General features: G+C 71.3%; 19 protein-coding genes and 1 pseudogene. 18 read left to right on the top strand and 2 right to left on the bottom strand.

Annotated elements, in window-relative coordinates; genetic code table 11:
- The first annotated feature begins 14 nt into the window (after positions 1-14).
- From PK606_RS06445 to PK606_RS06400, 10 genes are all read left to right on the top strand, one after another.
- Positions 15-1,100: a PilN domain-containing protein gene (locus tag PK606_RS06445; protein ID WP_324561892.1), complete on the top strand. Its 1,086-nt coding sequence runs from the start codon at positions 15-17 to the stop codon at positions 1,098-1,100.
- Positions 1,097-1,657: a type II secretion system protein GspM gene (gene gspM / locus PK606_RS06440; RefSeq protein WP_324561889.1), complete on the top strand. Its 561-nt coding sequence runs from the start codon at positions 1,097-1,099 to the stop codon at positions 1,655-1,657. Before PK606_RS06445 ends, gspM begins: the two co-directional genes overlap by 4 nt.
- Complete coding sequence (locus tag PK606_RS06435; RefSeq protein WP_324561887.1) at positions 1,654-2,268, top strand: hypothetical protein; 615 nt, start codon at positions 1,654-1,656, stop codon at positions 2,266-2,268. Before gspM ends, PK606_RS06435 begins: the two co-directional genes overlap by 4 nt.
- Positions 2,269-2,304: 36 nt before the next feature.
- Positions 2,305-4,728, top strand: coding sequence for a type II secretion system secretin GspD (gene gspD, locus PK606_RS06430; RefSeq protein ID WP_324561885.1), 2,424 nt, complete (start codon positions 2,305-2,307; stop codon positions 4,726-4,728).
- A gap of 98 nt (positions 4,729-4,826) precedes the next feature.
- Complete coding sequence (locus PK606_RS06425) at positions 4,827-5,234, top strand: hypothetical protein (protein WP_324561883.1); 408 nt, start codon at positions 4,827-4,829, stop codon at positions 5,232-5,234.
- A gap of 245 nt (positions 5,235-5,479) precedes the next feature.
- Positions 5,480-7,345, top strand: a complete 1,866-nt coding sequence (locus PK606_RS06420; RefSeq protein ID WP_324561881.1) for a hypothetical protein — start codon at positions 5,480-5,482, stop codon at positions 7,343-7,345.
- Between the two features lie 280 nt (positions 7,346-7,625).
- Positions 7,626-8,597 (top strand): peptidylprolyl isomerase, encoded by a 972-nt coding sequence (locus PK606_RS06415; protein ID WP_324561879.1) that lies wholly within the window; start codon positions 7,626-7,628, stop codon positions 8,595-8,597.
- A 38-nt stretch (positions 8,598-8,635) separates the two neighbouring features.
- Positions 8,636-9,436 carry an ABC transporter permease gene (locus PK606_RS06410; protein ID WP_502920793.1) on the top strand — a complete coding sequence of 267 codons (801 nt, stop codon included), beginning with the start codon at positions 8,636-8,638 and terminating at the stop codon, positions 9,434-9,436.
- A complete protein-coding gene (locus PK606_RS06405) occupies positions 9,433-10,722 on the top strand; it encodes an ABC transporter ATP-binding protein (protein WP_324561876.1) in 1,290 nt (429 codons plus the stop codon). The genes PK606_RS06410 and PK606_RS06405 overlap by 4 nt, the downstream gene beginning before the upstream one ends.
- Positions 10,719-11,660 (top strand): hypothetical protein, encoded by a 942-nt coding sequence (locus tag PK606_RS06400; RefSeq protein WP_324561873.1) that lies wholly within the window; start codon positions 10,719-10,721, stop codon positions 11,658-11,660. Before PK606_RS06405 ends, PK606_RS06400 begins: the two co-directional genes overlap by 4 nt.
- A 46-nt stretch (positions 11,661-11,706) precedes the next feature.
- Here PK606_RS06400 and PK606_RS06395 read toward each other — a convergent pair whose 3' ends face one another.
- Both PK606_RS06395 and PK606_RS06390 read right to left on the bottom strand, forming a co-directional pair.
- Positions 11,707-13,071, bottom strand: a complete 1,365-nt coding sequence (locus PK606_RS06395) for a methyltransferase (RefSeq protein WP_324561870.1) — start codon at positions 13,069-13,071, stop codon at positions 11,707-11,709.
- Between the two features lie 14 nt (positions 13,072-13,085).
- Positions 13,086-17,144: a methyltransferase domain-containing protein gene (locus PK606_RS06390; protein ID WP_324561868.1), complete on the bottom strand. Its 4,059-nt coding sequence runs from the start codon at positions 17,142-17,144 to the stop codon at positions 13,086-13,088.
- 203 nt (positions 17,145-17,347) lie between these two features.
- Here PK606_RS06390 and PK606_RS06385 point away from each other — a divergent pair, with 203 nt between their 5' ends.
- The 8 genes and pseudogenes from PK606_RS06385 to PK606_RS06350 form a co-directional block, all read left to right on the top strand.
- On the top strand, positions 17,348-18,460 hold the full coding sequence (locus PK606_RS06385) for a glycosyltransferase family 4 protein (RefSeq protein ID WP_324561867.1): 1,113 nt from the start codon (positions 17,348-17,350) through the stop codon (positions 18,458-18,460).
- A 43-nt stretch (positions 18,461-18,503) separates the two neighbouring features.
- The gene (gene argB / locus PK606_RS06380; protein WP_324561865.1) at positions 18,504-19,397 is read left to right on the top strand and encodes an acetylglutamate kinase; all 894 of its coding nucleotides are present in this window, start codon (positions 18,504-18,506) and stop codon (positions 19,395-19,397) included.
- A gap of 241 nt (positions 19,398-19,638) precedes the next feature.
- Complete coding sequence (gene slmA / locus PK606_RS06375; protein WP_324561863.1) at positions 19,639-20,286, top strand: nucleoid occlusion factor SlmA; 648 nt, start codon at positions 19,639-19,641, stop codon at positions 20,284-20,286.
- 96 nt (positions 20,287-20,382) lie between these two features.
- Entirely contained in the window at positions 20,383-21,258 is an 876-nt protein-coding gene (locus tag PK606_RS06370) for a fumarylacetoacetate hydrolase family protein (RefSeq protein WP_324561861.1), read from the top strand.
- Between the two features lie 115 nt (positions 21,259-21,373).
- Complete coding sequence (locus PK606_RS06365) at positions 21,374-22,024, top strand: TetR/AcrR family transcriptional regulator (protein ID WP_324561859.1); 651 nt, start codon at positions 21,374-21,376, stop codon at positions 22,022-22,024.
- Positions 22,025-22,077: 53 nt separating this feature from the next.
- Entirely contained in the window at positions 22,078-23,874 is a 1,797-nt protein-coding gene (locus PK606_RS06360; protein ID WP_324561857.1) for an acyl-CoA dehydrogenase C-terminal domain-containing protein, read from the top strand.
- On the top strand, positions 23,871-24,317 hold the full coding sequence (locus PK606_RS06355; RefSeq protein ID WP_324561855.1) for a DUF2147 domain-containing protein: 447 nt from the start codon (positions 23,871-23,873) through the stop codon (positions 24,315-24,317). Before PK606_RS06360 ends, PK606_RS06355 begins: the two co-directional genes overlap by 4 nt.
- Before the next feature lie 11 nt (positions 24,318-24,328).
- Positions 24,329-24,644, top strand: a pseudogene (locus tag PK606_RS06350) (3-hydroxyacyl-CoA dehydrogenase NAD-binding domain-containing protein); the annotation flags it as partial.

The following is a 24,644-nucleotide window of genomic DNA, read 5'->3' as shown; positions in this document are numbered from 1 at the left end:
TGCTCTCCTCGTTCATGTCGTCCTCCAACCCCTCCACCGCAGGCCGCCCGCTCGACGTCGAGTTCCGGCGCCTGCGGCTGCACTGGCGCCAGGGCGTCGATGCGCTGCTGCACTCGCGCGCGCTGGCCTGGCTCAACCCGGTCCAGCACGTGCTGCTGCGCCGCGCCGACGGCCGCCGCCAGCTCTGGCTCGTGCGCGGCAGCAGCGCCAGCCCGGCCCCGGCGGCTGCCGCCGGGCCGCTGCCGGCGGCGCCGTTCGCTGCCATCGAGCTGCCGGCCGAGCGCTACCTGCGCCGCGCCACCGTGCTGCCGGCGCTGCCGCCCGACGAACTGGCCGCGGCCGTCGAGCTCGACATCGTCTCCGCCAGCCCGTTCGCCACCGACCAGCTGCAGTGGGCCTACCGCGTCCGCCCAGGCGAGGGCGCCACCACCCAGGTCGAGGCCGTGCTCACCTCGCGCCAGCAGATCGAGCCCTGGCTGGCCGCCGAAACCGCCGGCGCCGCCGGGCCGGCACCCGAGATCTGGGCCGTCGATGGCCTGGCCGAGCCGATCGTGCTGCGCGGCCACGGCGAAGCCCTGCGCGAGCGTGCCGCCGCCCGTGCCCGCGCGCTGCACACCGGCCTGCTGGCCCTGGCCGCCGTCCTGCTGCTGGCGCTGGCGCTGAGCCCCACGCTGCAGCTGCGCGCGCGCGCCCTGGCCGCCGGCAGCGCCTATGAAAGCCTCAACGCCCGCGCCGCGCCGGTGCTGGCGCAGCGCGAGCAGCTCGGCGCCCAGGCCGAGCGACTCGCCACCGTGCGCCAGTTCGCCGGCGCCCAGGCCTCGCCCTCGCGCGTCATCGAAGTGCTCAGCGCCTCCATCCCCGACCACGCCTGGCTCACCTCGCTGGTCCTCAACGGCCTGCGCGTCGTCATCACCGGCCAGGCCGACAACGCCGCCGACCTGATGCGCACCCTCGAGGGCATCCCCGGCGTGCACGACGTCAAGGCCACCGCCCCCGCCACCCGCCAGCCCGGCAGCGGCCAGGAGAGTTTCTCCATCGGCTTCGAGCTCGATGCGCGCCAGTTCGGCGCCCTCGCGCCCGAGGAGCCCAGACCATCATGAGCGCCCGGTCCCTCCAGCGACCCGGGCTGCTCCTCGTCGCCCTCGTCGCTGCGCTGCTGGGCCTGCTGCTGCTCGCCGGCGGCGCCTACGTCTATGACAAGCACCGCCAGGCGCGCGAGCGCCTGGAGCAGCTCGAGCCGCGCCATGCCCGCCTGCTCGGCCTGCTGCAGAGCCAGGAGCAGCTCGCCGCCGCCGCCCGGCGCCAGGCCGCGCTCGTCGGTGCCTACACCCACGGGCCCGAACAGGACGCCTCCCAGGTCGGCAACGGCGCCCTGCAGCAACTGCGCAACCTGCTCACCCAGGCCGGCTGCCAGGTGCTCAGCAGCCAGGTGCTGCCGGCGCGCGATGACCTGCCCGAATTCGACCGCATCCCCATTACCCTCAGCATCGAGGCCGATCCGCAGGCCCTGCACAACGCCCTGGCCGCCATCGAAAGCAGCCAGCCCGCCATGCTCGTGACCAGCCTCAATCTGCAGGTCAACACCCTCCGGCGCGCCGGCGAGGTGCCGCCGCTCAGCGCCGCGCTGTCGGTCAGCGTGCTGCGGAGGCGCTCATGAGCCGCCCCGGCCTGACGCGCCTGCTGCTGGCCGGCATGGCCGGCCTGCTGCTGGCCTTGCTGCTGCTGTGGCTGCTGCCCGACCGCCAGGGCCTGCGCCGCCACCAGTGGGCGCCGCCCGCCGCCATGCCGCCCGACCTGTCGGCCTTCGCCGGCGCCATGCAGCGGCGCCCGCCCACGCCCGCCGCCGAGGCCGTCGGCCGACCCCTGTTCACGCCGACCCGGCGGCCGCCGCCGCCGCCGGCGCCCGCCGCCAGCGCGCCGCCGGCCGCCGCGCCGCCGCCGCCGCCCGACCAGCTCGACAAGACCAGGCTGCTCGGCGTCATCAGCGGCCGCGGCCTGGCCGGCGTCATCGCCAGCGTCGACGGCGAGACCCGCACCGTGCACCGGGGCGAAGCCATCGGCGGCTGGCGCCTCGACGGCATCGACGACCGCCAGGTCAGCTTCGTCCGCGACGGCGAGCGCCGCACCCTGCTGCTCGAGAACACGCTGCTCTCGCCCGACGCCGGCACCCCGCCCGCCGCCGCCGCGGCGCCGGCCGCGCCCGGTGCCCGGCCGGCGCTCCCGCCGGGGGCCGCGCCGCCGCCCGGCGCCCGGCGTCCGGCCCGTTGATCCTTCCGCCCGAATCACCCTATGCAGACCTCCACCATGTCCCCGTTCGGAACCCCGCGCCAGCGCCGCCCCGGCGCCGGCCTGCTGGTCGCCCTGACCGTGCTGCTGCTGGCCGCCTGCGCCACCCCGCCCGAGGCGCCGCCGCCCGCCACCGAGTCCGTGGCCAGTCCGCTGCCGCCCTATGTCGAGACCGCGCCGCGCGCCCGCGCGCCGGCCCCGGCGCCCGCGGCCGACGACAGCCGCCAGCTCGAACCCACCATCCTGCATGGCAACGACGTGCTGTACGGCCGCGGCCAGCCCGGCAAGGCGGTCAGCGGCGCCGCCAGCTCGTTCAAGTTCGAGCAGGCGCCCGCCGCCGAGGTGGTGCACGTCATCCTGCGCGACATCCTCAAGGTCGACTACGTCGTCTATCCGCCGCTGGCCGGCACCATCACCCTGGCCACGCGCGGCAACATCAGCGCCGACAAGGCCCTGCTGCTGCTCGAAAGCGCGCTGCAGGTCAATGGCATCGTCATGGTGCGCGACACCCGCGGCACCTACCACGTCGGCCGCCCCGAGGCCCTGCGCGGCATCGTCAGCGTGCCGCGCGTGGCCGGCAAGGGCCCGCTGGCGCCCGGCTACGGCGCCATCGTGTTCCCGCTCGAATACCTGGGTGCCGCCGAGATGGCCGCCATCCTGCAGTCCATCGCGCCCGCCGACGCCGTCCTGCGCGTCGACACCGTGCGCAACATCCTGGTCATGCAGGGCACCCGCGCCCAGGCTGAGGGCTGGAGCGAGATCATCGACATGTTCGACGTCAACATGCTGCGCGGCATGTCGGTCGGCGTGTTCCCGCTCAAGTACACCAGCGCGCAGGAGGTCGATGCCACCCTGCGCATGATGACTGGCAGCGCACCCGCCGCCGGCGCGCCGGCCACCGCACCCGGCGCCGCGCCCGCCCCCGGCGCCGCGCCGCGCACCGGCCTCGCGGCGCCGGCCGCGCGTCCCGGCGCCGCCGCGCCGGCCGCCGCTGCGCTTGACAAGAGCAGCCCGCTCTATGGCGCACTGCGCATCATGCCGCTCGAGCGCATCAACGCCATCCTGGTCGTCACCCCGCGCCGCGCCTACCTGGAGGAAGTGCGCTACTGGATCGAGCAGCTCGACCGCCCCGGCAACGACGGCGCCCAGTCCCAGCTGTTCGTCTACAAGGTGCGCAACGGCTCGGCCGACCACCTGGCCGAGCTGCTCAACGGCATCTTCGGCGGCAGCGCCACCGCCGGCACCGGCGCCACCGGCGTCGCGCCCGGGCTGGCGGCGCGCACCGGCGTCAGTGGCAGCTTCGGCACCGGCGGCGGCTTCGGCGCGCAGAACCGGCCCTTCGGCCAGGCCGGCGGCTTCGGCAGCCAGGGCCGGGTGTTCGGCCAGGGCCTGGGCGGCGGCCTCGGTGGCGGCGGCTTCGGCGTCGGCGGTGCGGGTGGTATCGCCGGCATGGGTGGCATTGGCGGCGTCGGCGGCATCGGTCAGCCCGGCGTCGCCGGCGGCCCCGGCGTCAGCTCGGTCACCCTCGACGGCGGCGTGCGCGTCATGGCCGACCGCATCAACAATGCCCTGCTGGTGCACGCCACCCCGGCCGAATACGAGCACATCGAGAAGACCCTGCTGCGCCTCGACGTGCAGCGCGCCCAGGTGCTGATCGAGGCCAGCATCGTCGAGATCACCCTCGGCGACGACCTCAAGTACGGCCTGCAGTGGGCCTTTCGCGGCGGCCTCGGCGACGGCCGCAGCGGCCGCGGCGTGGTCAGCAGCGTCGACGGCGGCGCGCTCGGCGGCGCCCTGGCCGGCTTCAGCTACAGCATCAGCAACGCCGCCGGCAACCTCACGGCGGTGCTCAACGCGCTGGCCGCCAAGTCCAAGCTCAAGGTCATCTCCAGCCCCTCGCTGATGGTGCTCGACAACCACACCGCCTCCATCGCGGTCGGCGACCAGCAGCCCGTCAACACCGGCACCGTGGTCACCGGCAACAGCGTGGTGGTCGGCAACAACATCCAGTACAAGGACACCGGCGTCATGCTCAGCGTCACGCCCTCGGTCAACGCCGGCGACCTGGTCACGCTCGACATCCAGCAGGCCATCACCGACGTCGGCGCCACGATCGACGACGCCACCGGCCAGCGCCCCTTCCTGCAGCGCCAGATCAATTCGCGCGTGGCGGTGCGCTCGGGCGAGACCCTGGTGCTCGGCGGCCTGATCAAGGAGAGCGCCACCAGCGGGCGTTCCGGCGTGCCGGTGCTGTCCTCGATCCCGGTGCTGGGCGCGCTGTTCGGCTCGCACAACGAGTCGGCCAACCGCACCGAGCTGCTGGTGGTGTTCACCCCGCGCGTGCTGCGCGACGACGACGACGCGCGCGCCATCAGCCGCGAGCTGCGCGACCGCATGCGCGGCCTCACCGCCGAGAGCCTGCCCGGCGCGCCGGCGCGCTGAGCCAGCGCCGTGTTCGCCGGTCTGTGCCTTGCCGGCGGCCCGCGCCCATGCGCGGGCAGCCGTTTTTTCGTCTCACCCGTTTGCAAAGGAACTTCGCCATGATCCCTTCCCGCCTATCCCTGCTGGCCGCCACCGGCGCCCTGGCGCTGCTGGCCGGCTGCGCCGCCCTCCAGCCCAAGACGCCCGAGCAAATCGTCGCCGAACGCTCGCTGGCGCGCTGGAACGCCCTCATCAAGCGCGATTTCGCCGCCGGCCACGCCTATTACCAGCCCGCCTTCCGCGCCGCCTTCAAGCCCGCCGACGTCGAGCAGGTCGACGGCCCGCCGCGCGCCCACCATGCCCGCGTGCAGCAGGTCAGCTGCGAGGCCGAGCGCTGCACCGCGCGCGTGGTGTTCAAGCTCAACACGCGCAGCGCCCGTCGCGGCACCTGGGAGATCGAAACCGTGCGCGACGAAACCTGGGTGCGCCAGGACGGCCAGTGGTGGTACGAGCGCGCCGGCCTGTGACGCGCGGGTCGCGCCGCGCCGCCGCACAGTGCGCCGCGCGCATAGCTGCATCGGCGCGGCTTGTCATCCCGGCGACGTACCGGCCCAGGCCGATTCAGGCAGCAGTGTCGCTGTAACGCAACGAAATCGTTCATGCATCACACGCGGAATCGTTGCGACGGGTGTCTGCTCGTGCTAGCATCGGTCCAGCGAAGTCAACAAGTCGTGGTGACTCGCTCATCCACTTTTCACGAATGGAGTCTTGTATGAAGAGAAACGCATTGGCACTGGGAGTCGCCGCAGCGCTTGGTCTCGTCGGCGTGGCACACGCGAGTCCGATCTACCTCGGTCAGGCGACCGAATTCAAGTTCAACCCCGACGCCGTCGGCAACACGCTGATCCAGCATTACGGCAGCGCCGCCAACGGCAACGCCACCAACTTCAGCATCACCAACACCGACCACTCGAACGGCAAGGCGGTCAAGGTGCGCGTGCGCAGCGCCGTCAACTCCGACGACCTGTTCGACTTCACCCTGCTGATGTCGCCCAGCGACATGTGGACCGGCGTGATCACCACCAACCCGGCCACCGGCCTGGCTTCGCTGGTCACGCGTGACAAGAGCTGCACCCTGCCCGACATCGGTGGCGGCAAGTACAACGACTTCAGCACCCACCGTCTGCCGAGCGAGATGTCGGCCGCCGAGTTGAGCGACTGGACGCGCGAGTTCTACATCGAGATCCTGACCATGGCCGACATCCCCGGCCCGAAGGCGGATGCAAATCCGTTCAAATCCAAGACTTGGGGTGCCTACGAGTGGGATACCGGCTCGCAGGATCCGGCCAACATCGAGAACAACTGGGGTCGCCTGTTCAAGGCCGTCAAGCACGTCAACGGCGTTGCGCCCTGCACGCCCTCGGTGCTGAACACCGCCAACTACGGCCAGTTCTTCTCCAGCATGGCCGCTGCCAACAAGCGCGGCCTGGACCACCCGACCGGCTCGCTGTTCGGCAACACCACCATCATGAACGGCAGCACCAACATGGTGTTCTCCGACGAGATGTCGGCCATCCTGGCCACCGGCGAGGGCGGCAAGAAGGCGCCGGCGAACTTCGTGTTCGCGCCGCAGGACCGCGTTGCCATCGCCGGCGGTGCCGACCTCTGGACCTCCGACCCGCTGTTCCGCCAGAAGCATGTCTCGGGTGCCACCCGCGTGCTGCCGGCCATCAACCTCGGTGGCCTCCAGATCGACATCACGCTGCCGCGCGTGCAGGCCTTTGCCAACGACATGCCCGACCTGTCGACCCCGTACGTCCAGGGTCCCAACATCAACACCCCGGATGGCCCGCTCAGCAGCGTCGGCAAGCTGATGGGCCAGCTCGCGGTGACCAGCATCGCCAACGAGTTCTTCACCGGCGAGGCCTACGGTGGCGGCACCGACTGGACCCTGTCCAACCCGCTGCGCCGCTACCAGGTGGCCATGGACTACACCGCCGACGCGCTGCGCGAGGATCTGGTGCAGGCCTATGACGGTCGCGTGTACACGCTGCCCGGCACCATCACCGGCGCGCTGGGCTACTGGCCGGATTACTGGGTGCAGTACTACGATCCGTGGAACACGCAGCTCGACAAGCGCCGCGGCAAGCGCATCTGCTGGGGTGCGCAGGGCGTGGCCCAGTGGGACCGCGAGGAGACCACCATCATCAACGGCTTCGACCTGTCGCCGTCGATCCCGGGCGGCCTGCACTTCTGCGGCGAGGCCACGGTGCTGAGCATCGGCTCGGCCGCCGTGCCGACCGAGGTGCTGGGTGCCAAGGTCACGGTCTCGTCCATGTCCTCGCCGTTCAGCGAGGGCTGGGCCAAGATCAGCACCGCCAACCCCGCCACCGACGGCTACTTCGTGCCTTTCTTCGGCCAGCTGCCGAGCAATCCGGAGTGGAACGCGATCGACACGCGTGGCCTGCCGATTCTGGGCGCCGCCTTCATGAAGTCCAGGGGCGTGCCTGCACCGGGCGTGAGCACCAACTACGGCATGTCCTTCAAGCACCGCGTCGAGCGCGAGGCCAAGCTGGTGCCGACTGCTGGCGTCCTCAGAGGTTTTAAAGCTGGCAGCAGCTCGCCGGCGGGGGAGTAATCCAGAGGCCGACACGGAAGCTGGCCGGCCGGCTGCACCTCCTGCCTTCGGTACAAGCGAGGCAGTACGGTAAGGCCTTGTGGCCAGCCAGCGTTCGGTGTCTCCTGTGGAGGCGCCGGACAATCAAAACGGGGGTTCGCCCCCGTTTTTTTTTGCCTGCCTGCCGACCCGGGTCCGGCACGGCGCACGGGCGCACTGCGGATCGCTGTGCAGGCGGCGTAGAATCACGGGTTCGCGCCGCCGGGCGCGCCGTTCATTGACTTTCAAGGAAATCATGGTCTTGTCGAATACGAAGCTTTCAAAGCTGTTCATCGCCGCCGCGCTGGCGCTGGGCGCCGCCGGGCTGCAGGCGCAGCCGGCGCCCCAGCCGCCCGACGACACGGTGCTGATGGAAGGCGCCGGCCAGCGGCTGACGCTGACCGACGTGCGCGGCGCGCTGCTGCGCATGCCGGCCGAGCAGCGCCAGCAGGTGCTGGGCAGCAAGGGCCAGCTGGCGCAGCTGGTCAACGACCTGTTCTCGCGCCGCGTGCTGGCCGCCCATGCGCGCAGCCGCGGCCTGGACAAGGGCGTGCAGGCCGAGGCGCTGCGCCGCATCGCCGAGGACGCGGCGCTGTCCGACCTGGCGGTGCTGGCGGTCGATGCCGGCGTGGCCGCCAGCGACAAGCAGATCGCCGAGCGCGCCCGCGCGATCTACAACAAGGACCCCAAGGCCTTCAAGCGCAGCGCCGCCACCCACGCCAGCCACATCCTGTTCAAGTACGGCGACGACAAGGAGGCGGCGCGCAAGCAGGCCGAGGAAGTGCTGGCCAAGCTGCGCGCCGGCGGCGATTTCGCGGCCCTGGCGACCGAGCATTCGGACGATCCGGGCTCGGCGGCGCGCGGCGGCGACCTGGGTTTCTACCCGAGCGAGCGCGTGGTCAAGCCCTTCGGCGACGCGGTCGCTAAGCTCAAGCCGGGCGAGACCTCGGGCCTGGTCGAGACCGAGTACGGCTACCACATCATCCGCCTGCACGAGCGCCGCGCCGCCGGTGTGGCGCCGTTCGAGGAAGTGCGCCCGGCGCTGGAGGCCCGGGCGCGCGGCGAGGCGGTGCATGAAGCGCGCAGCAAGGAGCTGGAGCGCATGATGAAGGGCGCGACGATCAAGGGCGATGCGCTGGATCTGGTGGTCAAGGCCAACCTGCCGGCCGCGCCCGCAGCGGCCCCGGCCGCCGCCGCTGCCGCCCCCGCGGCCAAGGCGAGCGCCACGAAATGACGGCGCGGCCGGTGGCCGGGACCGCCCCGGCCTGGCCGCTGTCGGAGCTGGCGCGCCAGCTGCGCGAGCTGTGGCGCACGCGCCGCCTGCTCGCCACGCTGACGCGGCGCGAGGTGGCGGCGCGCCACGCCGGCACCGCCTTCGGCGTGCTGTGGGCCTACGCCCAGCCGCTGCTGACGCTGGCGGCCTATTTCCTGGTGTTCGACATCGTGTTCGCGATGCGCCTGGGCGCCGACGCGCCGACCACGCGCGTCGGCCTGTTCCTGGTGGTGGGCGCGCTACCCTGGATGGCGTTCGGCGATGCGCTCAACCGCGGCATGATGAGCCTGGTCGACGCCGGCGGCCTGCTGCAGAAGAACGCGCTGCCGCCGGGCTTGTTCCCGCTGCGCTCGGTGCTGGGCAGCGCGGTGGTGTTCATGCCGCTGATGGGGCTGCTGGTGCTGGCCTACATCCCGCACCACGGCATGGCGCCGGCGGTGCTGGCGGTGCTGCCGCTGCTGCTGCTGCAGTGGCTGCTGTGCGCGTTGCTGGCCTGGGCGCTGGCGATCTGCGCCGCGGCGCTGCGCGACACCGCGCAGGTGGTGGGCTTCATGCTGTCGCTGGGCATCTTCCTGTCGCCGGTGCTGTTTCCGGTGACGCTGTTTCCGGCCGCCGCGCGCTGGGCGCTGTGGCTGAACCCGATGACGGCGCCGGTGCTGGGCTTCCAGCAGGTGCTGCTGCGCGGGCAGTGGCCCGACCCGCTGGTGTGGGCTGTGCTGGCGCTGTGGCTGCTGGCGACGGCGCTGTTCCTGGATCTGCTGCTGCGCCGCAGCCGCGACCAGCTGGTGGACTGGCTATGAGCGCGCTCGACGCGGTGCTGGCGCCGCTGGCCCAGGCGCCGGCCGAGCCGCAGCGGGTGCTGTCGCTGGGCGGGGTGGGCAAGGCCTACCGGATCTACACGTCGCCGCGCGAGCGGCTGAAGGCGCTGCTGCTGGGTCGCGGCGGGCGCGACCAGTGGGTGCTGCGCGACGTCACGCTGACGCTGGACCAGGGCCAGTGCATCGGCGTGGTGGGCGACAACGGGGCCGGCAAGAGCACGCTGCTGAAGCTGATCGCCGGCACGCTGCAGCCGACCGAGGGCGTGCTGCGGCGCCATGGCCGGGTGACGGCGATCCTGGAGCTGGGTGCCGGCTTCCACCCCGAGTTCACCGGGCGCGAGAACCTGTTCTACGGTGGCCAGCTGATCGGGCTGTCGGAGGCCGAGATCGCCGAGCTGGCCGACAGCATCATCGCCTTCTCGGAGCTGGGCGAGGCGATCGACCGGCCGGTGAAGTCGTATTCCTCGGGCATGGTGGTGCGGCTGGCGTTCGCGCTGGTGACGGCGGTGCCGCCGCGGGTGCTGATCATCGACGAGGCGCTGGCGGTGGGCGACCAGCATTTCCAGAAGAAATGCATCGAGCGCATCGAGTCGTTCCGCCAGGCCGGCTGCGCGATCCTGTTTTGCTCGCACAGCCTCTACCATATCCGCCGCCTGTGCGACCGCGCCGTCTGGCTGGACCAGGGCCAGGTGCGGGCGATCGGCGAGACCGAGCCGGTGGTGTGCGCCTACGAGGCCCATTCGCGCGCCCAGGAAGCGCGCAGCGCGCCGCCGCCTGTTCCGGTGGTGACGCCGGAGGCGGCCGAAGAGACGCTGACGCAGCTCGGCGGGCAGGCCCCGGTGCTGGCGCCGCCGCCGGGGCTGCGTGCCGAGCTGGTGTCCTTCGAGGTGGCCAACCTGAACGACGACGAGGTGCCGCTGCTGCTGTCGCCGGACCTGGTGGTGACCATGCGGGCGCGGGTGGCGGGCGAGGAGTGCCCCAACTTCGGGCTGATGATCGAGCAGCTGCGCGGCGTCGGCATCACCTCGATGGCCACGCACGTCGAGGGCGTGCGCCCGGTGCGCGAGGCCGACGGGCTGTGGCGCATCACCGTGACCTTTCCCGATCTGCCGCTGCACTCGGGCGAGTACGTGCTGAGCCCCTACCTGTTCGACTCGGCCGGGCTGGTGGTGTACGAGGAGCGCATCGGCTATTTCCCGTTCCGGGTCGAGTACCCGACGCCGATGCCGGGGCTGGTGCGGCTGGCGCACCACTGGAGCTGGCGATGAGCGCGGTGTCCGGCTGGCGGCAGCGCGGCGACGCCGCGCGCCACGCCCTGCGGGTGCAGGCGCGCGATCTGCTGGAGCTGTGGCTGCTGCCGGGCCTGGCGGCGCTGCTGCCCTGGCGCTGGTGCTTCGCGCTCTATCGTCGGCTGGCGCGCTGGCCCTGGCTGTACCGCGCCAAGCTGGAGCTGGCGCTGCCGCAGGCGCGCGCGCGCCTGCAGCTGAGCGAGCCGCAGTGGCGCGAATGGGCGCAGCAGCACCGGCTGGTGACGCTGGTGGACCACGCGGACTGCTTTCTGTCGCGCACGCGCGGGGCCGGCTGGCTGCGCCGCCACGTCGAGGTGCGCGGGGCCTGGCCGGCGCCGGGCGAGTCGGCCGTGCTGTGCACCTTCCACTGGGGTGCCGGCACCTGGGCGCTGCGCCACGCGCGGCAGGCCGGCATGCAGGCGCACAAGCTGGTGGCGGGGCTGGACACCCCGGCCTACCGGGGCCGGCCGGTGATGCTGCGCTACGCCCGCACGCGGCTGGCGATGGTCCGGCACGCGCTCGGGCAGCCGACGCTGGACACCTCGGCGCCGCTGCGCGCGCTGCTGCAATGCCTGCAGCAGCGCCATCAGGTGCTGGCGGTGATGGACGTGCCGGCCGACGAGGTGAGCGCCAGCTGCGAGGTCGAGCTGCTGGGCGAGACGGCGCTGATGCCGCGCGGCCTGCTGCGGCTGGCGGTGCAGCGGCGGCTGCCGGTGGTGATGTTCCTGTGCGGCATCGACCTGGCGAGCGGGCGGCGCTGGATCGAGATCGAGACCGTGCCGCCGCACGACGAGGTGCCGGCGCTGGCGGCGGCGCTGTTCGCGCACCTGGACGCGGCGATCCGGGCGCAGCCGGCGCAGTGGCATTTCTGGGCCCAGGCGCCGCGCTTCTGGCAGCGCGCCGGGCCGATGGCCTGAGCGCCGGCAAGCAAGACGGCGGCCCGCGGCCGGTCTGACCGGCCGATCAGGCGGCCAGGGGCGTCGGTTGGGCGGGCTTGCGGGCGACGACCAGGTAGCCCGGCAGCGGCTGGCCGCCTTCCAGCCGCAGCTGCTCGAGCTGCTCGACCTCGATGTCCTCGAAGCCGGCCTCGCGGCACAAGCGCTCGACGTGCGAGCGCTTGTGGGCGTAGCGGCCCGAGCTGCCGCGCAGCACCAGGTCGGCCTCGTCCTCGCCGGCGCTCTCGCAGCTGAAGATGAAGTGGCCGCCCGGCTTGAGGACGCGCCAGGCGTTCGGGATGACCTGGGTCAGCTCGCCGACGTAGACCAGCACGTCGTTGCAGGCGATGACCTCGTACAGGTCGGCAGGAGTCTCGCGCAGTGCATCCAGGATGTTGACCTGGTGCAGGCGCGAATACAGCCGGGTGCGGGCGGCCTGCTCGAGCATCTTCTCCGACAGGTCGACACCGATGATGTGGCCTTCGATCGGTCCCAGGAACACCGCCAGCAGGCCGGTGCCGCAGCCGAGGTCGAGCAGGTTGAAGCGGCGGTCGGGGTGCAGCTCGAGCAGCCGCTGGGCCACCAGCTCGGGCAGACGGTACTTCAGGCCGCGCACCAGAAGCATGTCGAAATCCTTGGCGTGCTGGTCGAACAGTTCGGCGACCACGCTGTCCGGCTGGGTTTGCGGGGTCTCGTCATAGGCGACGGCATGCTGGTACTGGTAGTGCGGGTGATCGGGCGCGAGCGCCAGCAACGCGTCGGCATGGCGGCGCTCCAGCTCGGCGTCGCCGAGAGCCCGGGCGCATTCGAGCGCACCCTGGCGGGCCGCCGGACTGTCGGGGATTTCCTCCAGCAGCGCGGTGAACAGCGGCAGCGCCTGCTCGTGCTGCTCGAGTCGGGTCAGCTGGTGGGCCTGCTCGTAGCGCAGGATCTGCGCCCCGGGCAGGCCGAGCCGATCCGGTGGCACCAGCGCCAGCGCGGCGCGGACCCACTCGAGCGCCTGTTCGTGCTCGGCGGCGTCGTTGGCGATGCCGACCGCTCGGCTGACGACTTCCACCTCCTGCGGCGCCAGCGAAACCGCCTTGCGGGCCTGCTCCATGGCCTCGGCATGCTGGCCCTGGCGCGACAGCGCGAAGCCCAGTTCCGTGACCGAAACCGGCCACTGGGGGCTGAGCGCGACGGCGCGCCGCGCGGCCTGCAGCTCGCCCGCGGGGTTGTTGGCGGCGCGCGCCAGCCGCATGCCGACCAGCAGCGGCCGCGGGTCGCCCGGGTCGCTGCGCTGGACTGCGTTGAGGGCCTCGGCGGCCGCCTGGAGCTGACCTTCGGCGATCAGCCGGTCGATGCGAACCAGCTCATTGACGAAGGCTTCGGGGGAAAGGGGACGGGAACTCATGGTGATCGAGGATGCTAATGGGTGAGCCAGTTCTTGACCCGGCGCTGCCAGCCGGGCGGGATGCGGCGCGCCAGCGGCGCCAGCAGCGGGTGCGCGCGCAGGCGCACCAGCAGCGACAGCGTGGCGCTGCGACCGGCGGCGCTGGCCCCGGCGGGCGCGGCGGGCCGCAGGTGGCGGGCGATCAGGCCGGGATCGAGGCCGGCGGTTTCGCCGGCGGTGGGGATGCCCAGCAGGTAGTCCCGACGGTACCAGGACGCGCTGGCTTGCGCTGGAGCGGGCGCGCCGTCCGGGCCGGCCGGGTTGCGCGCGCGCGGCGCGGCCTGGATGGCCGGCGGCAGGGCGGTGAGGAAATGCCGCTGCCGCAGCTGCAGGAAGAAGTCGAGCCAGTCGGCGGTGCAGCGGTCCCAGGGCTCGATCCAGCTCCAGGCCCGGCCGGCCAGGCGTTCGGGGAAGGCGCCGAGGTCGGGCCCGACCACCGGCAGGCCGGCGCGCAGGGCGGCGCTCAGGGTGTAGGAGAAGGTCTCGGGCACGCGCGCCGGGAACCAGACCAGGTCGGGAGCGAGCTGCTCGAGCAGCGCCGGCAGCTCGTCCTCGCGGTAGGCGCCGTGCACCGTGAGGGCGCTGCCGGGTGCGGCGCGCAGCGCCCGGTAGGCGTAGCCCAGCAGGTGGAACTGCAGCGGCGCGCCGGCGCGCCGCGCCGCCACGGCCAGCTCTTCCAGCGTGTCGGCGCCCTTGATGACGCTGAGCGCGCCGAGCACGACGATCTTCAGCGGCGCGTCGGCGGCGAGGGCGCGCGGCGCCGGCGGGCGCCCGGTCTCGATGCCGTTCTCCAGGTGCGGCACCAGCACGTGGTGGGCCTGCGGCGCGTAGTGGCGCAGGCGCTCGAGCGCGTCGCGCGAGGGCGCGATGACGTGGCGCGCGCCGTTGACCACGGCCAGGTGGTCTTCGCGCCAGGCCTCGATGCCGACCTGGCCGGGTGCCGGGTTCCTGCCCAGGCAGTCGTGGCACTGCGCCAGCCCGAGTTCGCCGCAGTAGGCGCCTTCGACGCCGATCATCGAGATCTGCGGGCAGGCGGTGTAGAAGTCGTGCACGCTGAAGTCGTGCGTGACGCCCAGCCGCGCCGCCAGCTGCTGGCGGATCAGCGGATGGTGGCCGAGCAGGTGGTGGAAATGGAGGTGCCGCACGCCGAGCAGGCGCAGGGTGTCGAGCAGGGCCTCGAACTCGTCGGGCAGCGCAAAGCGCAGCTCGGCGCCGGAGGCGTCGGGCCCCACCAGGCCGAGCACGACCTGCTGCCCGGGCGCCGGCCGCAGCATCAGCATGCCGGCCTGCTCGGCCAGCGTGCGCGCCAGCTGCTGCACGTGCAGCAGCGTGCCGCCGTCGCGGTCGTGCATGACGGCCAGGATCAGCGGCAGCCCGCGCCGGGCCACGCGCGCCAGGTCGAGTGCAGCGCGCGCCGGGGCCGCCGGGTCGCACTGGATGAAGCGCATCACGTCCAGCTCGTAGTTCGGATGCAGGCGGCGCATGGTTTCCATGGCGGCGCGCTCGCGTGGCGACTTGCCGGCGCCGAAGCTGACGCCGCCGGAGTGGAACACGAAGCTGTCGAGCGCATGCAGGTGGCGCCAGCCGGCCTCGCTGGCGCGCACGCAGAAGTCGTTCTCCTCGCCGTAGCCCTTGCCGAAGTTGTCGACGTCGAACAGGCCCACGGTGTCGAGCGCGGCGCGCCGGATGTACATGCAGAAGCCGACGGCGGTGGGGATGTCGACCGCCTGGCCGGCCAGGGTGCGCGCGCACAGCGCGTCCAGCTCGGCGGTGCTCCAGCCGGGCGGCAGGCTGTTGTCCTGGCAGAAGCGCGGGTAGCTGCAGATGGTGGCGTTGTTGGAGAACGGCGTGACCGAGGCGATGCGCGGCTCGCGGTAGGCGGCGGCGCGGATGCGGTCGAGCCAGTCGCCGGCGACCTCGGTGTCGCTGTTGAGCAGCAGCACGTCGTGTTCGCCGGACAGCGCCATGCCGCGGTTGACGGTGCCGACGAAGCCCAGGTTGTGCTCGTTTTCGAGTAGGGTGATGCGCGGGTCGCCGGCGCTCTGCTGGCGCAACCAGTCGCTCAGCTCGGGCTCGGGGCTGGCGTCGTTGATGACGATCAGCCGCCAGGGCGTGCGGCAGCGGCTGGCGAGCACCGAGCGCAGGCACAGCTGGGTGTCGGCCAGGCCACGGTAGACCGGCAGGATGATGTCGACGGTGTCGCTGGCGGGCGTGACGGGCTGGGGCATGGCTTGGACGCTGCGGGCAGAACCGATGCCGAGCTGGCGATCCAGCCACATCTTGGCGTGCACGGCGGGGCGGGTGACGCGGAACACGGTCGAGTTCTCGATCGAGCGGATCAGGGCGAAGGCCTCGTCACGCTCGGCGCCCAGCTGCTGCAGGCGCGCCAGCAGCTCGCGCGTGCGCTGCCGCAGGGTTTCGTTGTGCTGCTCGGCGCCGTGCAGTCGAGCGAGCGCCGACTGGTGCGTGTCCTCCAGGGCCTGGTGTGTTGCCTGAGCCTGGTCGAACTGGTCCTGCAGCTGTTCGCGCTGCGCCTGGGCCTCGTCGAGCCGGCCCTGCAGCCGGTCGCGCTCGGTCTGGGCGGCGTCGAGCTGCTCGAGCGGCATCTCGCCGTAGGCTTGGGCCTCGTCGAGCCAGTCCTGCAGGTCTTCCTGCTCGGAGCGCGCCTCGATGAGCTGCTCGGGCAGCTGCTGGTGGTGCGACAAGGCCTCCTCCAAGCGCTGCTGCAGCGCCCGGGACCGGGTTTGCGCCTGCTCGAGCTGGGCGCTCAGGGCCGCCCGCTGCCGGTCGGCGTGCTCGCGGCTGAACTGCAGCCGCTGGACCGTGCCGGCCAGGGCCAGGAAGTCGGCCGACATGGGCCAGCCGAGCTCGACCTCGAGCGCGCCGCCGGCGGCGTTGGCGGCGAGCTCGGGCGTCAGCGGCAGCTCGATCCAGGGGTCGTCGCCGTGCAGCAGCAGCAGGAAGGGGCCGCCGGTTGCCACCGGCGGCTGCGCCACGATGCCCTGCTGATGCGCGTGCAGCAGGGTGCCGGCGTCGGCGCTGTCCCACTGCCACAGCAACTCGCCGGTGGCCGAGCGCAGGCGCAGTGCGTGCAGGTGCAGAAAGCCCGGGCGGTCGGCCGGATCGAGCCGCAGCCGGGTCATGGGCTGCAGCGGCAGCGCGAAGCGCAGGGTCTGGCGCTCCTGGCCGATGATGCCGAGGGCGCCCAGCTTGCGCTGCTCGGCGTAGGGCTCGTCGGTGCTGAAGAACAGCTGCGCGGTGAACAAGGCCTGCACCGGCAGCAGCTGCTCCGGCGCTGGCGGTGCGGAGGTGCCGGCGACGTCGCCTTCCGGCAGCGGACGGGCGACGACGATGAACTGGTAGGTCAGGGCGTCGGGCAGCGCCAGCAGGTAGTTCGCCACCGCCGGCGGCAGGGCGTCGAAGGCGAGGTGGAACTCGGACGCCGGCAGCTCGCGCGTCACCGTGTCCCAGTCGTCGGCCGCGTAGCCGGCCTCGACCAGGAAGCGGTGCAGGGTGCGCCGGGTGAAGAAGCGCACATGGGTCTCGTCCAGCAGGCCTTCCTTGCGGTAGCGGAACTCGCCGGCCATCAGCTCGGCCAGCAGGCCGCAGTAGCCGGCGTTGGGGATCGACAGCAGCACGCGGCCGCCGGGCGCCAGCAGCTCGCGGCACTCGGCCAGCACGCGCTCGCTCTCGCGCACATGCTCGAGCACGTCGGCGCAGACGATGACGTCGTAGCTGGCGGCCTCGAACAGCTCCGGCAGCCGGCATTGGTCGAGGTTGGCCAGCTCGACGCGGCGGTAGTGAGCCTGGGCCAGCTGCGCTTCCTCGGCGCTGATGGTCAGGCCGTCGATCGGGCCGGCGGCGGCGCCGTCGCGCGCGGCCAGGAAGCGGCCCACGGCACCGCTGCCGCAGCCGAGGTCGAGCACCCGCGCGCCGGCCGCGATGTGGCCCGCCAGCACGGACAGGGAAGTGCGTTCGCCGGCCTGGATGTCCCGGTCGTAGATATGCAGTTGCGCAGCGGGATGTGACGGCATGAAACAGTGGATAGCAGAAGCCCGAAGGCCCTGCGCGGACCCGGAAACGGGCGGCCCGTATGCTACCATGGGCGGCTTTTGCGCCTGCGCCGCGGATGGCGCGTTGGCCGGGCGCTGCGGAGGCACCGAGAATGCGCTGGAGGCTGGCATTTTGTCCACTTTGTCCCGGTCAGGCCACCGCTTCCTTCGTTGACCGCTGCTGAATGATCTCCTTGGCGCTGCTCGCCTTTGCCCTGTCCCTGGTCTTCACGCTGATGGTGCGGCGCGCCTTCGTGCGCCAGGGCATCCGCTATGGGCAGGACGTGCCGCAGCGCTTTCACTTCGGCGAGGTGCCGCGCATGGGCGGGCTGGGCCTGCTGGCCGGCTGGGCACTGGCGCTGGCGGCGATGCCGCTGCTGCAGACGGCCGACATGGCGGGCAACATCGACAGCACGCAGCTGCAGCTGCCGTCGTGGCTGCTGACGCTGCTGCCGGCTTTCATCGGCGGCGTGCTGGAGGACATGACGCAGCGCCTGACGGTGCGCTGGCGGCTGCTGCTGACGCTGCTCTCGGGGTTGCTGGGCTGGTGGCTGCTGGGGCTGGCGGTGCCGCGCCTGGGCTTCGGCTGGACCGACCCGATCTGGACCTCGATGCCGTGGCTGGGCGTCGGGCTGGCGCTGCTGGCGGTGACGGGCCTGCCGCACGCCTTCAACATCATCGACGGCTACAACGGCCTGGCCGGCGTGGTGGCGCTGGTGGTCTGCCTGGCGCTGGCGCACGTGGCGCTGCAGGTCGGTGACCGCGAGCTGGCGGCGATGGCGATCGCGCTGGCGGGCGCGACCGGCGGCTTCCTGGTCTGGAACTACCCGCGCGGCATGATCTTCGCCGGCGATGCCGGCGCCTACCTGTGGGGCCTGCTGATCGCCATCATCAGCGTGCTGCTGGTGCAGCGGCACGCGGCGGTGTCGCCCTGGTTTCCGGTGCTGCTGCTGATCTACCCGGTGTGGGAGACGCTGTTCTCGATCTACCGCAAGCTGTGGCGCGGCGATTCGCCCGGCATGGCCGATGCGCTGCACCTGCACCAGCTGGTGTACCGGCGCCTGGTGCGCAGCGTGCTGCACGAGGACGAAGCCAAGAACATGCTGGCGCGCAACAACCGCACCTCGCCCTACCTGTGGAGCTTCATCGCGCTGACCGTGGTGCCGGCGCTGCTGTTCTGGCGCTACAGCACGGTGCTGCTGGCGTTTTGCGTGCTGTTCGCGGTCAGCTACGTGGTCGCCTACGTCAGCCTGGTGCGCTTCAAGGTGCCGCGCGTGCTGCGGCGCGGCCGCCGCTGAGGCCTATCATGGCGGCCTGTTTGGCCTCTCCACGAGCGACACGATGACCACCGAGCCCTCCAAGCTGGCGCCGCGCGACAAGGCGCAGATCCTGGCGCAGGCGCTGCCCTACATCCGCAAGTACCACGGCAAGACCATGGTGATCAAGTATGGCGGCAACGCCATGACCGAGCCGGCGCTGCAGGCGGCGTTTGCCGAGGACGTGGTGCTGCTCAAGCTGGTCGGCATCAACCCGGTGGTGGTGCACGGCGGCGGGCCGCAGATCGAGACCGCGCTCAAGCGCCTGGGCAAGCAGGGCCAGTTCATCCAGGGCATGCGCGTGACCGACGCCGAGACCATGGAGGTGGTCGAGTGGGTGCTGGGCGGCGAGGTGCAGCAGGACATCGTCGGCCTGATCAACCAGGCCGGCGGCAAGGCGGTCGGTCTCACCGGGCGCGACGGCGGACTGATCCGGGCGCGCAAGCTGAAGATGCTGGACCAGAAGGACCCGAGCGTGGAGCACGACGTCGGCCAGGTCGGCGACATCGACCAGATCGACCCGGCGGTGGTGAAGGCGCTGCAGGACGACCAGTTCATCCCGGTGGTCAGCCCGATCGGCTTCGGCGAGCGCAACGAGAGCTACAACATCAACGCCGACGTGGTGGCGGCCAAGCTGGCCACGGTGCTGCAGGCCGAGAAGCTGCTGATGCTGACCAACATCCCCGGCGTGCTCGACAAGAACGGCCAGCTGCTGCCCGAGCTGACGCCGCGCCGCATCGACGAGCTGGTGCAGGATGGCACCATCTCGGGCGGCATGCTGCCGAAGATCGCCGGCGCGCTGGATTCGGCCAAGAGCGGCGTCAACGCGGTGCACATCATCGACGGCCGGGTGCCGCATGCGCTGCTGCTGGAAGTGCTGGGCGACGTGCCGTTCGGCACCATGATCAAGAGTCACTGACGCCCGCTGCCGCGCACGCGGCTTTTTCCCTGTGGATGGGGTGGCGCTGCATGCCCCCATCCCAGCCTTGCCCCAGTGGGGGAAGGAGTCGCACAACCCGATCCCTGGATTTCCGTCTGCGCGGCAATGACGTGTGTTTCTCCCTCCCCCGCTGGGGGAGGGCTGGGGTGGGGGCCTGCAGCGCGCCCGTCGCGCCCGCGAACGCCTGTGCGAGAATCATTTCGCAACACTTGAACGCGCCATGCTGCCTGATCAACCCCATGCCACCGACGCTGCCACGGCCGGGCAGGAGCCGGCAGCCGCATCGCGCAAGCGCCCCCGGCCGGGAGAGCGGCGCGTGCAGATCATGCAGGCGCTGGCGCAGATGCTCGAGCAACCCGGCGGCGAGCGCGTGACCACCGCCGCGCTGGCGGCGCGCCTGCAGGTGAGCGAGGCGGCGCTGTACCGCCACTTCGCCAGCAAGGCGCAGATGTTCGAGGGGCTGATCGACTTCATCGAGTCCAGCGTGTTCGGCCTGGTCAACCAGATCAACGAAGGCGAGCAGGACGGTCGTGCCCGTGCGGCGCGCATCGTCGCCATGGTGCTGCAGTTCGGCGAGCGCAACCCCGGCATGGCGCGGGTGATGGTGGGCGATGCGCTGGTGCACGAGCACGAACGCCTGCAGCAGCGCATGAACCAGTTGTTCGACAAGCTGGAGGCAGCGCTGCGCCAGGGCCTGCGCGAGGGCGCTGCGCAGGACGGCGGCGCGCTGACGCCGGACGCCGATGCGCAGGTGACGGCCGCGGTGCTGACGGCCTTCGTCGCCGGGCGCCTGCAGCGCTTCGCGCGCTCGGGTTTCCGGCGCCTGCCATCGGATAAGCTCGAAGCCTGCATCGCGCGCATGCTGTGACGCGGCCGCCGCGCCAGTGCGGGCATGATGAGATGAGGAGGGCGGGCAGACCCTTCCAGCCACTCTGGCGCACCGACAAGCAAAAGGAGCGAGACCATGAAGCTGCTGCGTTACGGCCCTGCCGGCAAGGAGAAGCCCGGCCTGCTGGACGATGCCGGCGTGCTGCGCGACCTCTCGGGCGTGCTGCCCGACATCGGGCCGGCGCAGCTCGGCGATGCCGCGCTGGCGCGCCTGCGCCGGCTGAAGACCGCAGCGCTGCCGGCGGTGCGCGGCAGGCCGCGCATCGGCTGCCCGGTGGCCGGCATCGGCAAGTTCATCGCCATCGGCCTCAACTACGCCGACCACGCGGCCGAGTCGGGGCTGCCGGTGCCCAGCGAGCCGGTGATCTTCAGCAAGGCGATCTCCTGCATCCAGGGCCCGGACGACGACGTCATGCTGCCCAAGGGATCGAAGAAGAGCGACTGGGAGGTCGAGCTCGGCGTGGTGATCGGCCGCACCGCGCGCTACGTGGCGCAGAAGGATGCGCTCGCGCACGTGGCGGGCTACTGCGTGGTCAACGACGTCAGCGAGCGCGCGTTCCAGATCGAGCGCGGCGGCACCTGGGACAAGGGCAAGGGCTGCGACACCTTCGGCCCGATCGGGCCCTGGCTGGTGACGCGCGACGAGCTGCCGAATCCGCAGCGCCTGGGCCTGTGGCTGGACCTGAACGGCGAGCGCATGCAGACCGGCAACACCCGCACCATGGTGTTCGGCGTGGCGCGGCTGATCAGCTACGTCAGCCGCTTCATGACGCTGCACCCGGGCGACGTGCTGACCACCGGCACGCCGCCGGGTGTCGGCATGGGCCGGCGCGATGCCGATGGCCAGCCGGCGCCGCGCTACCTGAAGCCCGGCGATGTGATGACGCTGGGCATCGACGGCCTGGGGCAGCAGACGCAGCGCGTGGTGGCGTTCCGATTGCCGGATCGCTGATGGCCACAAAGGCCAAGAAGCGAAACTAGGGTAAACACCTAGAAGTAATTCGATAGGCTTTGCTTGGCACGACCGGCACGATCGGTCAAAATAGCACGATCGTTCGATTTTGATCATGCTGCGCCAACCCACCCGTTCACGCCCATCGGTCGCCAAGGCCGAGCGCTCGGTGCGCGCGCTGGTCAAGGGCCAGCAGACCAAGGCCTCGATCGTCGACGCGGCGCTGCGCATCGCCACGCAGGTGGGGCTGGAAGGCCTGTCGATCGGCGCCGTGGCCGAGGCCATGGGCATGAGCAAGTCGGGCGTGTTCGCCCACTTCGGCTCGCGCGACGAACTGCAGATCTCGGTGGTGCGCGAGTATTCTGCGCGCTTCCAGAGCCAGGTGTTCGAGCCGGCCATGGTGCCGCCGCGCGGCCTGCCGCGGGTGCGCGCGCTGTTCGACCACTGGATGCGCTTCACCAGCGCCGAGCTGGATTCGGGCTGCATCTTCATCAGCGGCGCGGTCGAGTTCGACGACCGACCCGGGCCGGTGCGCGACGCGCTGGTCGCCGCCGTCGGCGACTGGGTCGAGGCCATGATGCGGGCGGTGGCGCAGGCGCGGCACGAAGGCCATCTGGTCGCGGACGCCGACGAGCAGCAGATCGGTTTCGAGATCCACGGCCTGATCCTGGCCCTGCACTACGAAGCGCGCTTCCTGCAGCGCCCTGGCGCCGTCGAACGCGCGCTGCGGGGTTTCAACAACATCCTGGCGCGCTACAGCGCCTGATTCGCCTCTTCTGTTTTTTTTATCTCCCGCCTTTCCCAAGGAGTCGATACGCCATGCCCATCTATTCGCCCCCGCTGCGCGACATGCAGTTCGTGATGCACGAAGTCCTGAACGTGGTCGACGAACTCAAGCCCATCCCGCGCCACGCCGAGCTTGACACCGATACCCTGAACGCCGTGCTGGAAGAAGCCGGCAAGTTTGCCGCCGAGGTGCTGCAGCCGCTGAACCTGAGCGGCGACAGCGAAGGCTGCACGCTCGACAAGGCCACGCACGAGGTGAAGACGCCGGCGGGCTTCAAGGAGGCCTACGCGCAGTACGTCGAAGGCGGCTGGGCAGCGCTGTCCTGCGACCCCGAGCATGGTGGCCAGGGCCTGCCCTTCGTCGCCAACCAGTGCCTGTACGAGATGATGAACGGCGCCAACCAGGCCTGGACCATGTACCCCGGCCTGTCGCACGGCGCGTATGAAGCCCTGCACGCGCACGGCACGGATGACCAGAAGAAGACCTACCTGCCCAAGCTGACCAGCGGCGAGTGGACCGGCACCATGTGCCTGACCGAGCCGCACTGCGGCACCGACCTGGGCCTGCTCACCACGCGCGCCGAGCCACAGGCCGATGGCACCTACCAGCTCACCGGCAACAAGATCTTCATCTCGGCCGGCGAGCACGATATGGCCGAGAACATCCTGCACCTGGTGCTGGCGCGCCTGCCGGACGCGCCCAAGGGCAGCAAGGGCATCAGCCTGTTCCTGGTGCCCAAGTTCCTGGTCAAGGCCGATGGTTCGCTGGGTGCGCGCAACCCGATCGTCTGCACTGGCCTGGAGCACAAGATGGGCATCCACGGCAACGCCACCGCCCAGCTCAGCCTCGACGGCGCCGTCGGCACCCTGGTCGGCGAGCCCAACAAGGGCCTGCCGGCGATGTTCGTGATGATGAACGCGGCGCGCCTGGGTGTGGGCAACCAGTCGCTTGGCCTGACCGAGGTGGCCTACCAGAACGCGCTGGTCTACGCCAAGGAGCGCCTGCAGATGCGCAGCCTGTCGGGCACCAAGGCCAAGGACAAACCGGCCGATCCGATCATCGTGCACCCCGACGTGCGCAAGATGCTGCTGACCGCCAAGGCCTACGCCGAGGGCGGCCGCGCGATGGCGATCTACTGCGCCATGCTGCTCGACAAGGCGCTGTATCACCCCGACGAGAAGGTGCGCAAGGACTCGGACGAGATCGTCGCGCTGCTGACGCCGATCGTGAAGGCCTTCCTGACCGACAACGGCTTTGCCGCCACCAACCACTGCATGCAGGTGTTCGGCGGCCACGGCTACATCCACGAAACCGGCGCCGAGCAGTTCGTGCGCGACGCGCGCATCAACATGATCTACGAAGGCACCAACACGGTGCAGTCGCTGGATCTGCTGGGCCGCAAGGTGCTGGGCAACCAGGGCGCGACGCTGAAGAAGTTCGGCCGCCAGATCGAGGCGCTGATCGCCGAGGAGGGCGTGAACGAGAAGATGGCCGAGTTCATCAACCCGCTGGCCTGGCTGGCGGATCAGATGACGAAGTTCACCACCGAGATCGGCTTCAAGGGCTTCGTCAACGCCGACGAGGTGGGCGGCGCCAGCGTCGACTACCTGCGCGTGGCCGGCCACCTGGTGTTCGGCTACTTCTTCGCCCGCATGGCCAGCGTGGCGTTGCAGAAGATCGCGGATGGCAGCACCGACCCGTTCTACCAGGCCAAGCTGCAGACCGCGCGCTTCTACTTCGCGCGCCTGTTCCCCGAGACCGCCAGCCTGATGCGCACCGCGCGCTCGGGCGTGGCCAACCTGCTGGACACCGAGGAGGCGCTGGCATGAGCAAGCGAGCCGTGCTCCTGACCGGTGCAGCCGCGCTGCTGCTGACCGGCACCGCCGCCCTGGCGCAGATGACGCCAGTCGGCACCTGGCGCAGCATCGACGACGAGACCAAGCAACCCAAGGCGCAGATCGTCGTCAGCGACAACGGCGGCGTGCTCACCGGCCGCATCGAGAAACTGCTGCGTCCGGGCGCCGATCCCAACGCCGTCTGCGACCGCTGCACCGACGATCGCAAGGACAAGCCGATGGTCGGCCTGGAGATCATCCGCGGCGCCAAGAAGGCCGAAGGCAAGGATGTGTGGGAGGGCGGCCGCATTCTCGACCCCGAGAAAGGCAGCACCTACAGCCTGCGCCTGACGCCGATCGAAGGCGGCAGCAAGCTCGAGGTGCGCGGCTCGATCGGCCCGTTCGGCCGCACGCAGACCTGGGTCCGCGCCCAGTGAAGGAAATCCCGATGTCCCGATTCAACGTCAAGAAAGTCGCCGTGCTCGGCGCTGGCGTGATGGGTGCGCAGATCGCCGCCCATCTCGTCAACTGCAAAGTGCCCGTCATCCTGTTCGACCTGCCTGCAAAAACGGATGCCCCCACGCTCCCCGCTGCGCGAGGTTCGCTGCCCCCCGAGGGGGCCGGCACCGCCTTGGGGCGGCCCGACGGCGGTGCAGGCTCCAAGAACGGCATCGCGCTCAAGGCAATCGAGAACCTCAAGAAGCTCAAGCCCGCGCCGCTCGGCGTGAACGAGGATGCCGAGCTGATCGAGGTCGCCAACTACG

It is taken from the genome of Ottowia sp. (assembly GCF_035444425.1).
Classification (GTDB): Bacteria; Pseudomonadota; Gammaproteobacteria; order Burkholderiales; family Burkholderiaceae_C; genus Ottowia.
This window is presented reverse-complemented; position numbering and strand designations above follow the sequence as displayed.

Excerpts from the sequence above, each read along its gene's own strand:
- gspM (WP_324561889.1), top strand. The coding sequence starts at position 1,097 with ATGAGCGCCCGGTCCCTCCAGCGACCCGGGCTGCTCCTCGTCGCCCTC.
- PK606_RS06435 (WP_324561887.1), top strand. The coding sequence starts at position 1,654 with ATGAGCCGCCCCGGCCTGACGCGCCTGCTGCTGGCCGGCATGGCCGGC.
- PK606_RS06365 (WP_324561859.1), top strand. The coding sequence starts at position 21,374 with ATGCTGCGCCAACCCACCCGTTCACGCCCATCGGTCGCCAAGGCCGAG.
- PK606_RS06355 (WP_324561855.1), top strand. The coding sequence starts at position 23,871 with ATGAGCAAGCGAGCCGTGCTCCTGACCGGTGCAGCCGCGCTGCTGCTG.
- PK606_RS06405 (WP_324561876.1), top strand. The coding sequence starts at position 9,433 with ATGAGCGCGCTCGACGCGGTGCTGGCGCCGCTGGCCCAGGCGCCGGCC.
- PK606_RS06390 (WP_324561868.1), bottom strand. The coding sequence starts at position 17,144 with ATGCCGTCACATCCCGCTGCGCAACTGCATATCTACGACCGGGACATC.
- PK606_RS06420 (WP_324561881.1), top strand. The coding sequence starts at position 5,480 with ATGAAGAGAAACGCATTGGCACTGGGAGTCGCCGCAGCGCTTGGTCTC.
- PK606_RS06445 (WP_324561892.1), top strand. The coding sequence starts at position 15 with ATGTCGTCCTCCAACCCCTCCACCGCAGGCCGCCCGCTCGACGTCGAG.
- PK606_RS06360 (WP_324561857.1), top strand. The coding sequence starts at position 22,078 with ATGCCCATCTATTCGCCCCCGCTGCGCGACATGCAGTTCGTGATGCAC.
- PK606_RS06400 (WP_324561873.1), top strand. The coding sequence starts at position 10,719 with ATGAGCGCGGTGTCCGGCTGGCGGCAGCGCGGCGACGCCGCGCGCCAC.
- PK606_RS06370 (WP_324561861.1), top strand. The coding sequence starts at position 20,383 with ATGAAGCTGCTGCGTTACGGCCCTGCCGGCAAGGAGAAGCCCGGCCTG.
- PK606_RS06395 (WP_324561870.1), bottom strand. The coding sequence starts at position 13,071 with ATGAGTTCCCGTCCCCTTTCCCCCGAAGCCTTCGTCAATGAGCTGGTT.
- PK606_RS06385 (WP_324561867.1), top strand. The coding sequence starts at position 17,348 with ATGATCTCCTTGGCGCTGCTCGCCTTTGCCCTGTCCCTGGTCTTCACG.
- slmA (WP_324561863.1), top strand. The coding sequence starts at position 19,639 with ATGCTGCCTGATCAACCCCATGCCACCGACGCTGCCACGGCCGGGCAG.
- gspD (WP_324561885.1), top strand. The coding sequence starts at position 2,305 with ATGTCCCCGTTCGGAACCCCGCGCCAGCGCCGCCCCGGCGCCGGCCTG.
- argB (WP_324561865.1), top strand. The coding sequence starts at position 18,504 with ATGACCACCGAGCCCTCCAAGCTGGCGCCGCGCGACAAGGCGCAGATC.
- PK606_RS06425 (WP_324561883.1), top strand. The coding sequence starts at position 4,827 with ATGATCCCTTCCCGCCTATCCCTGCTGGCCGCCACCGGCGCCCTGGCG.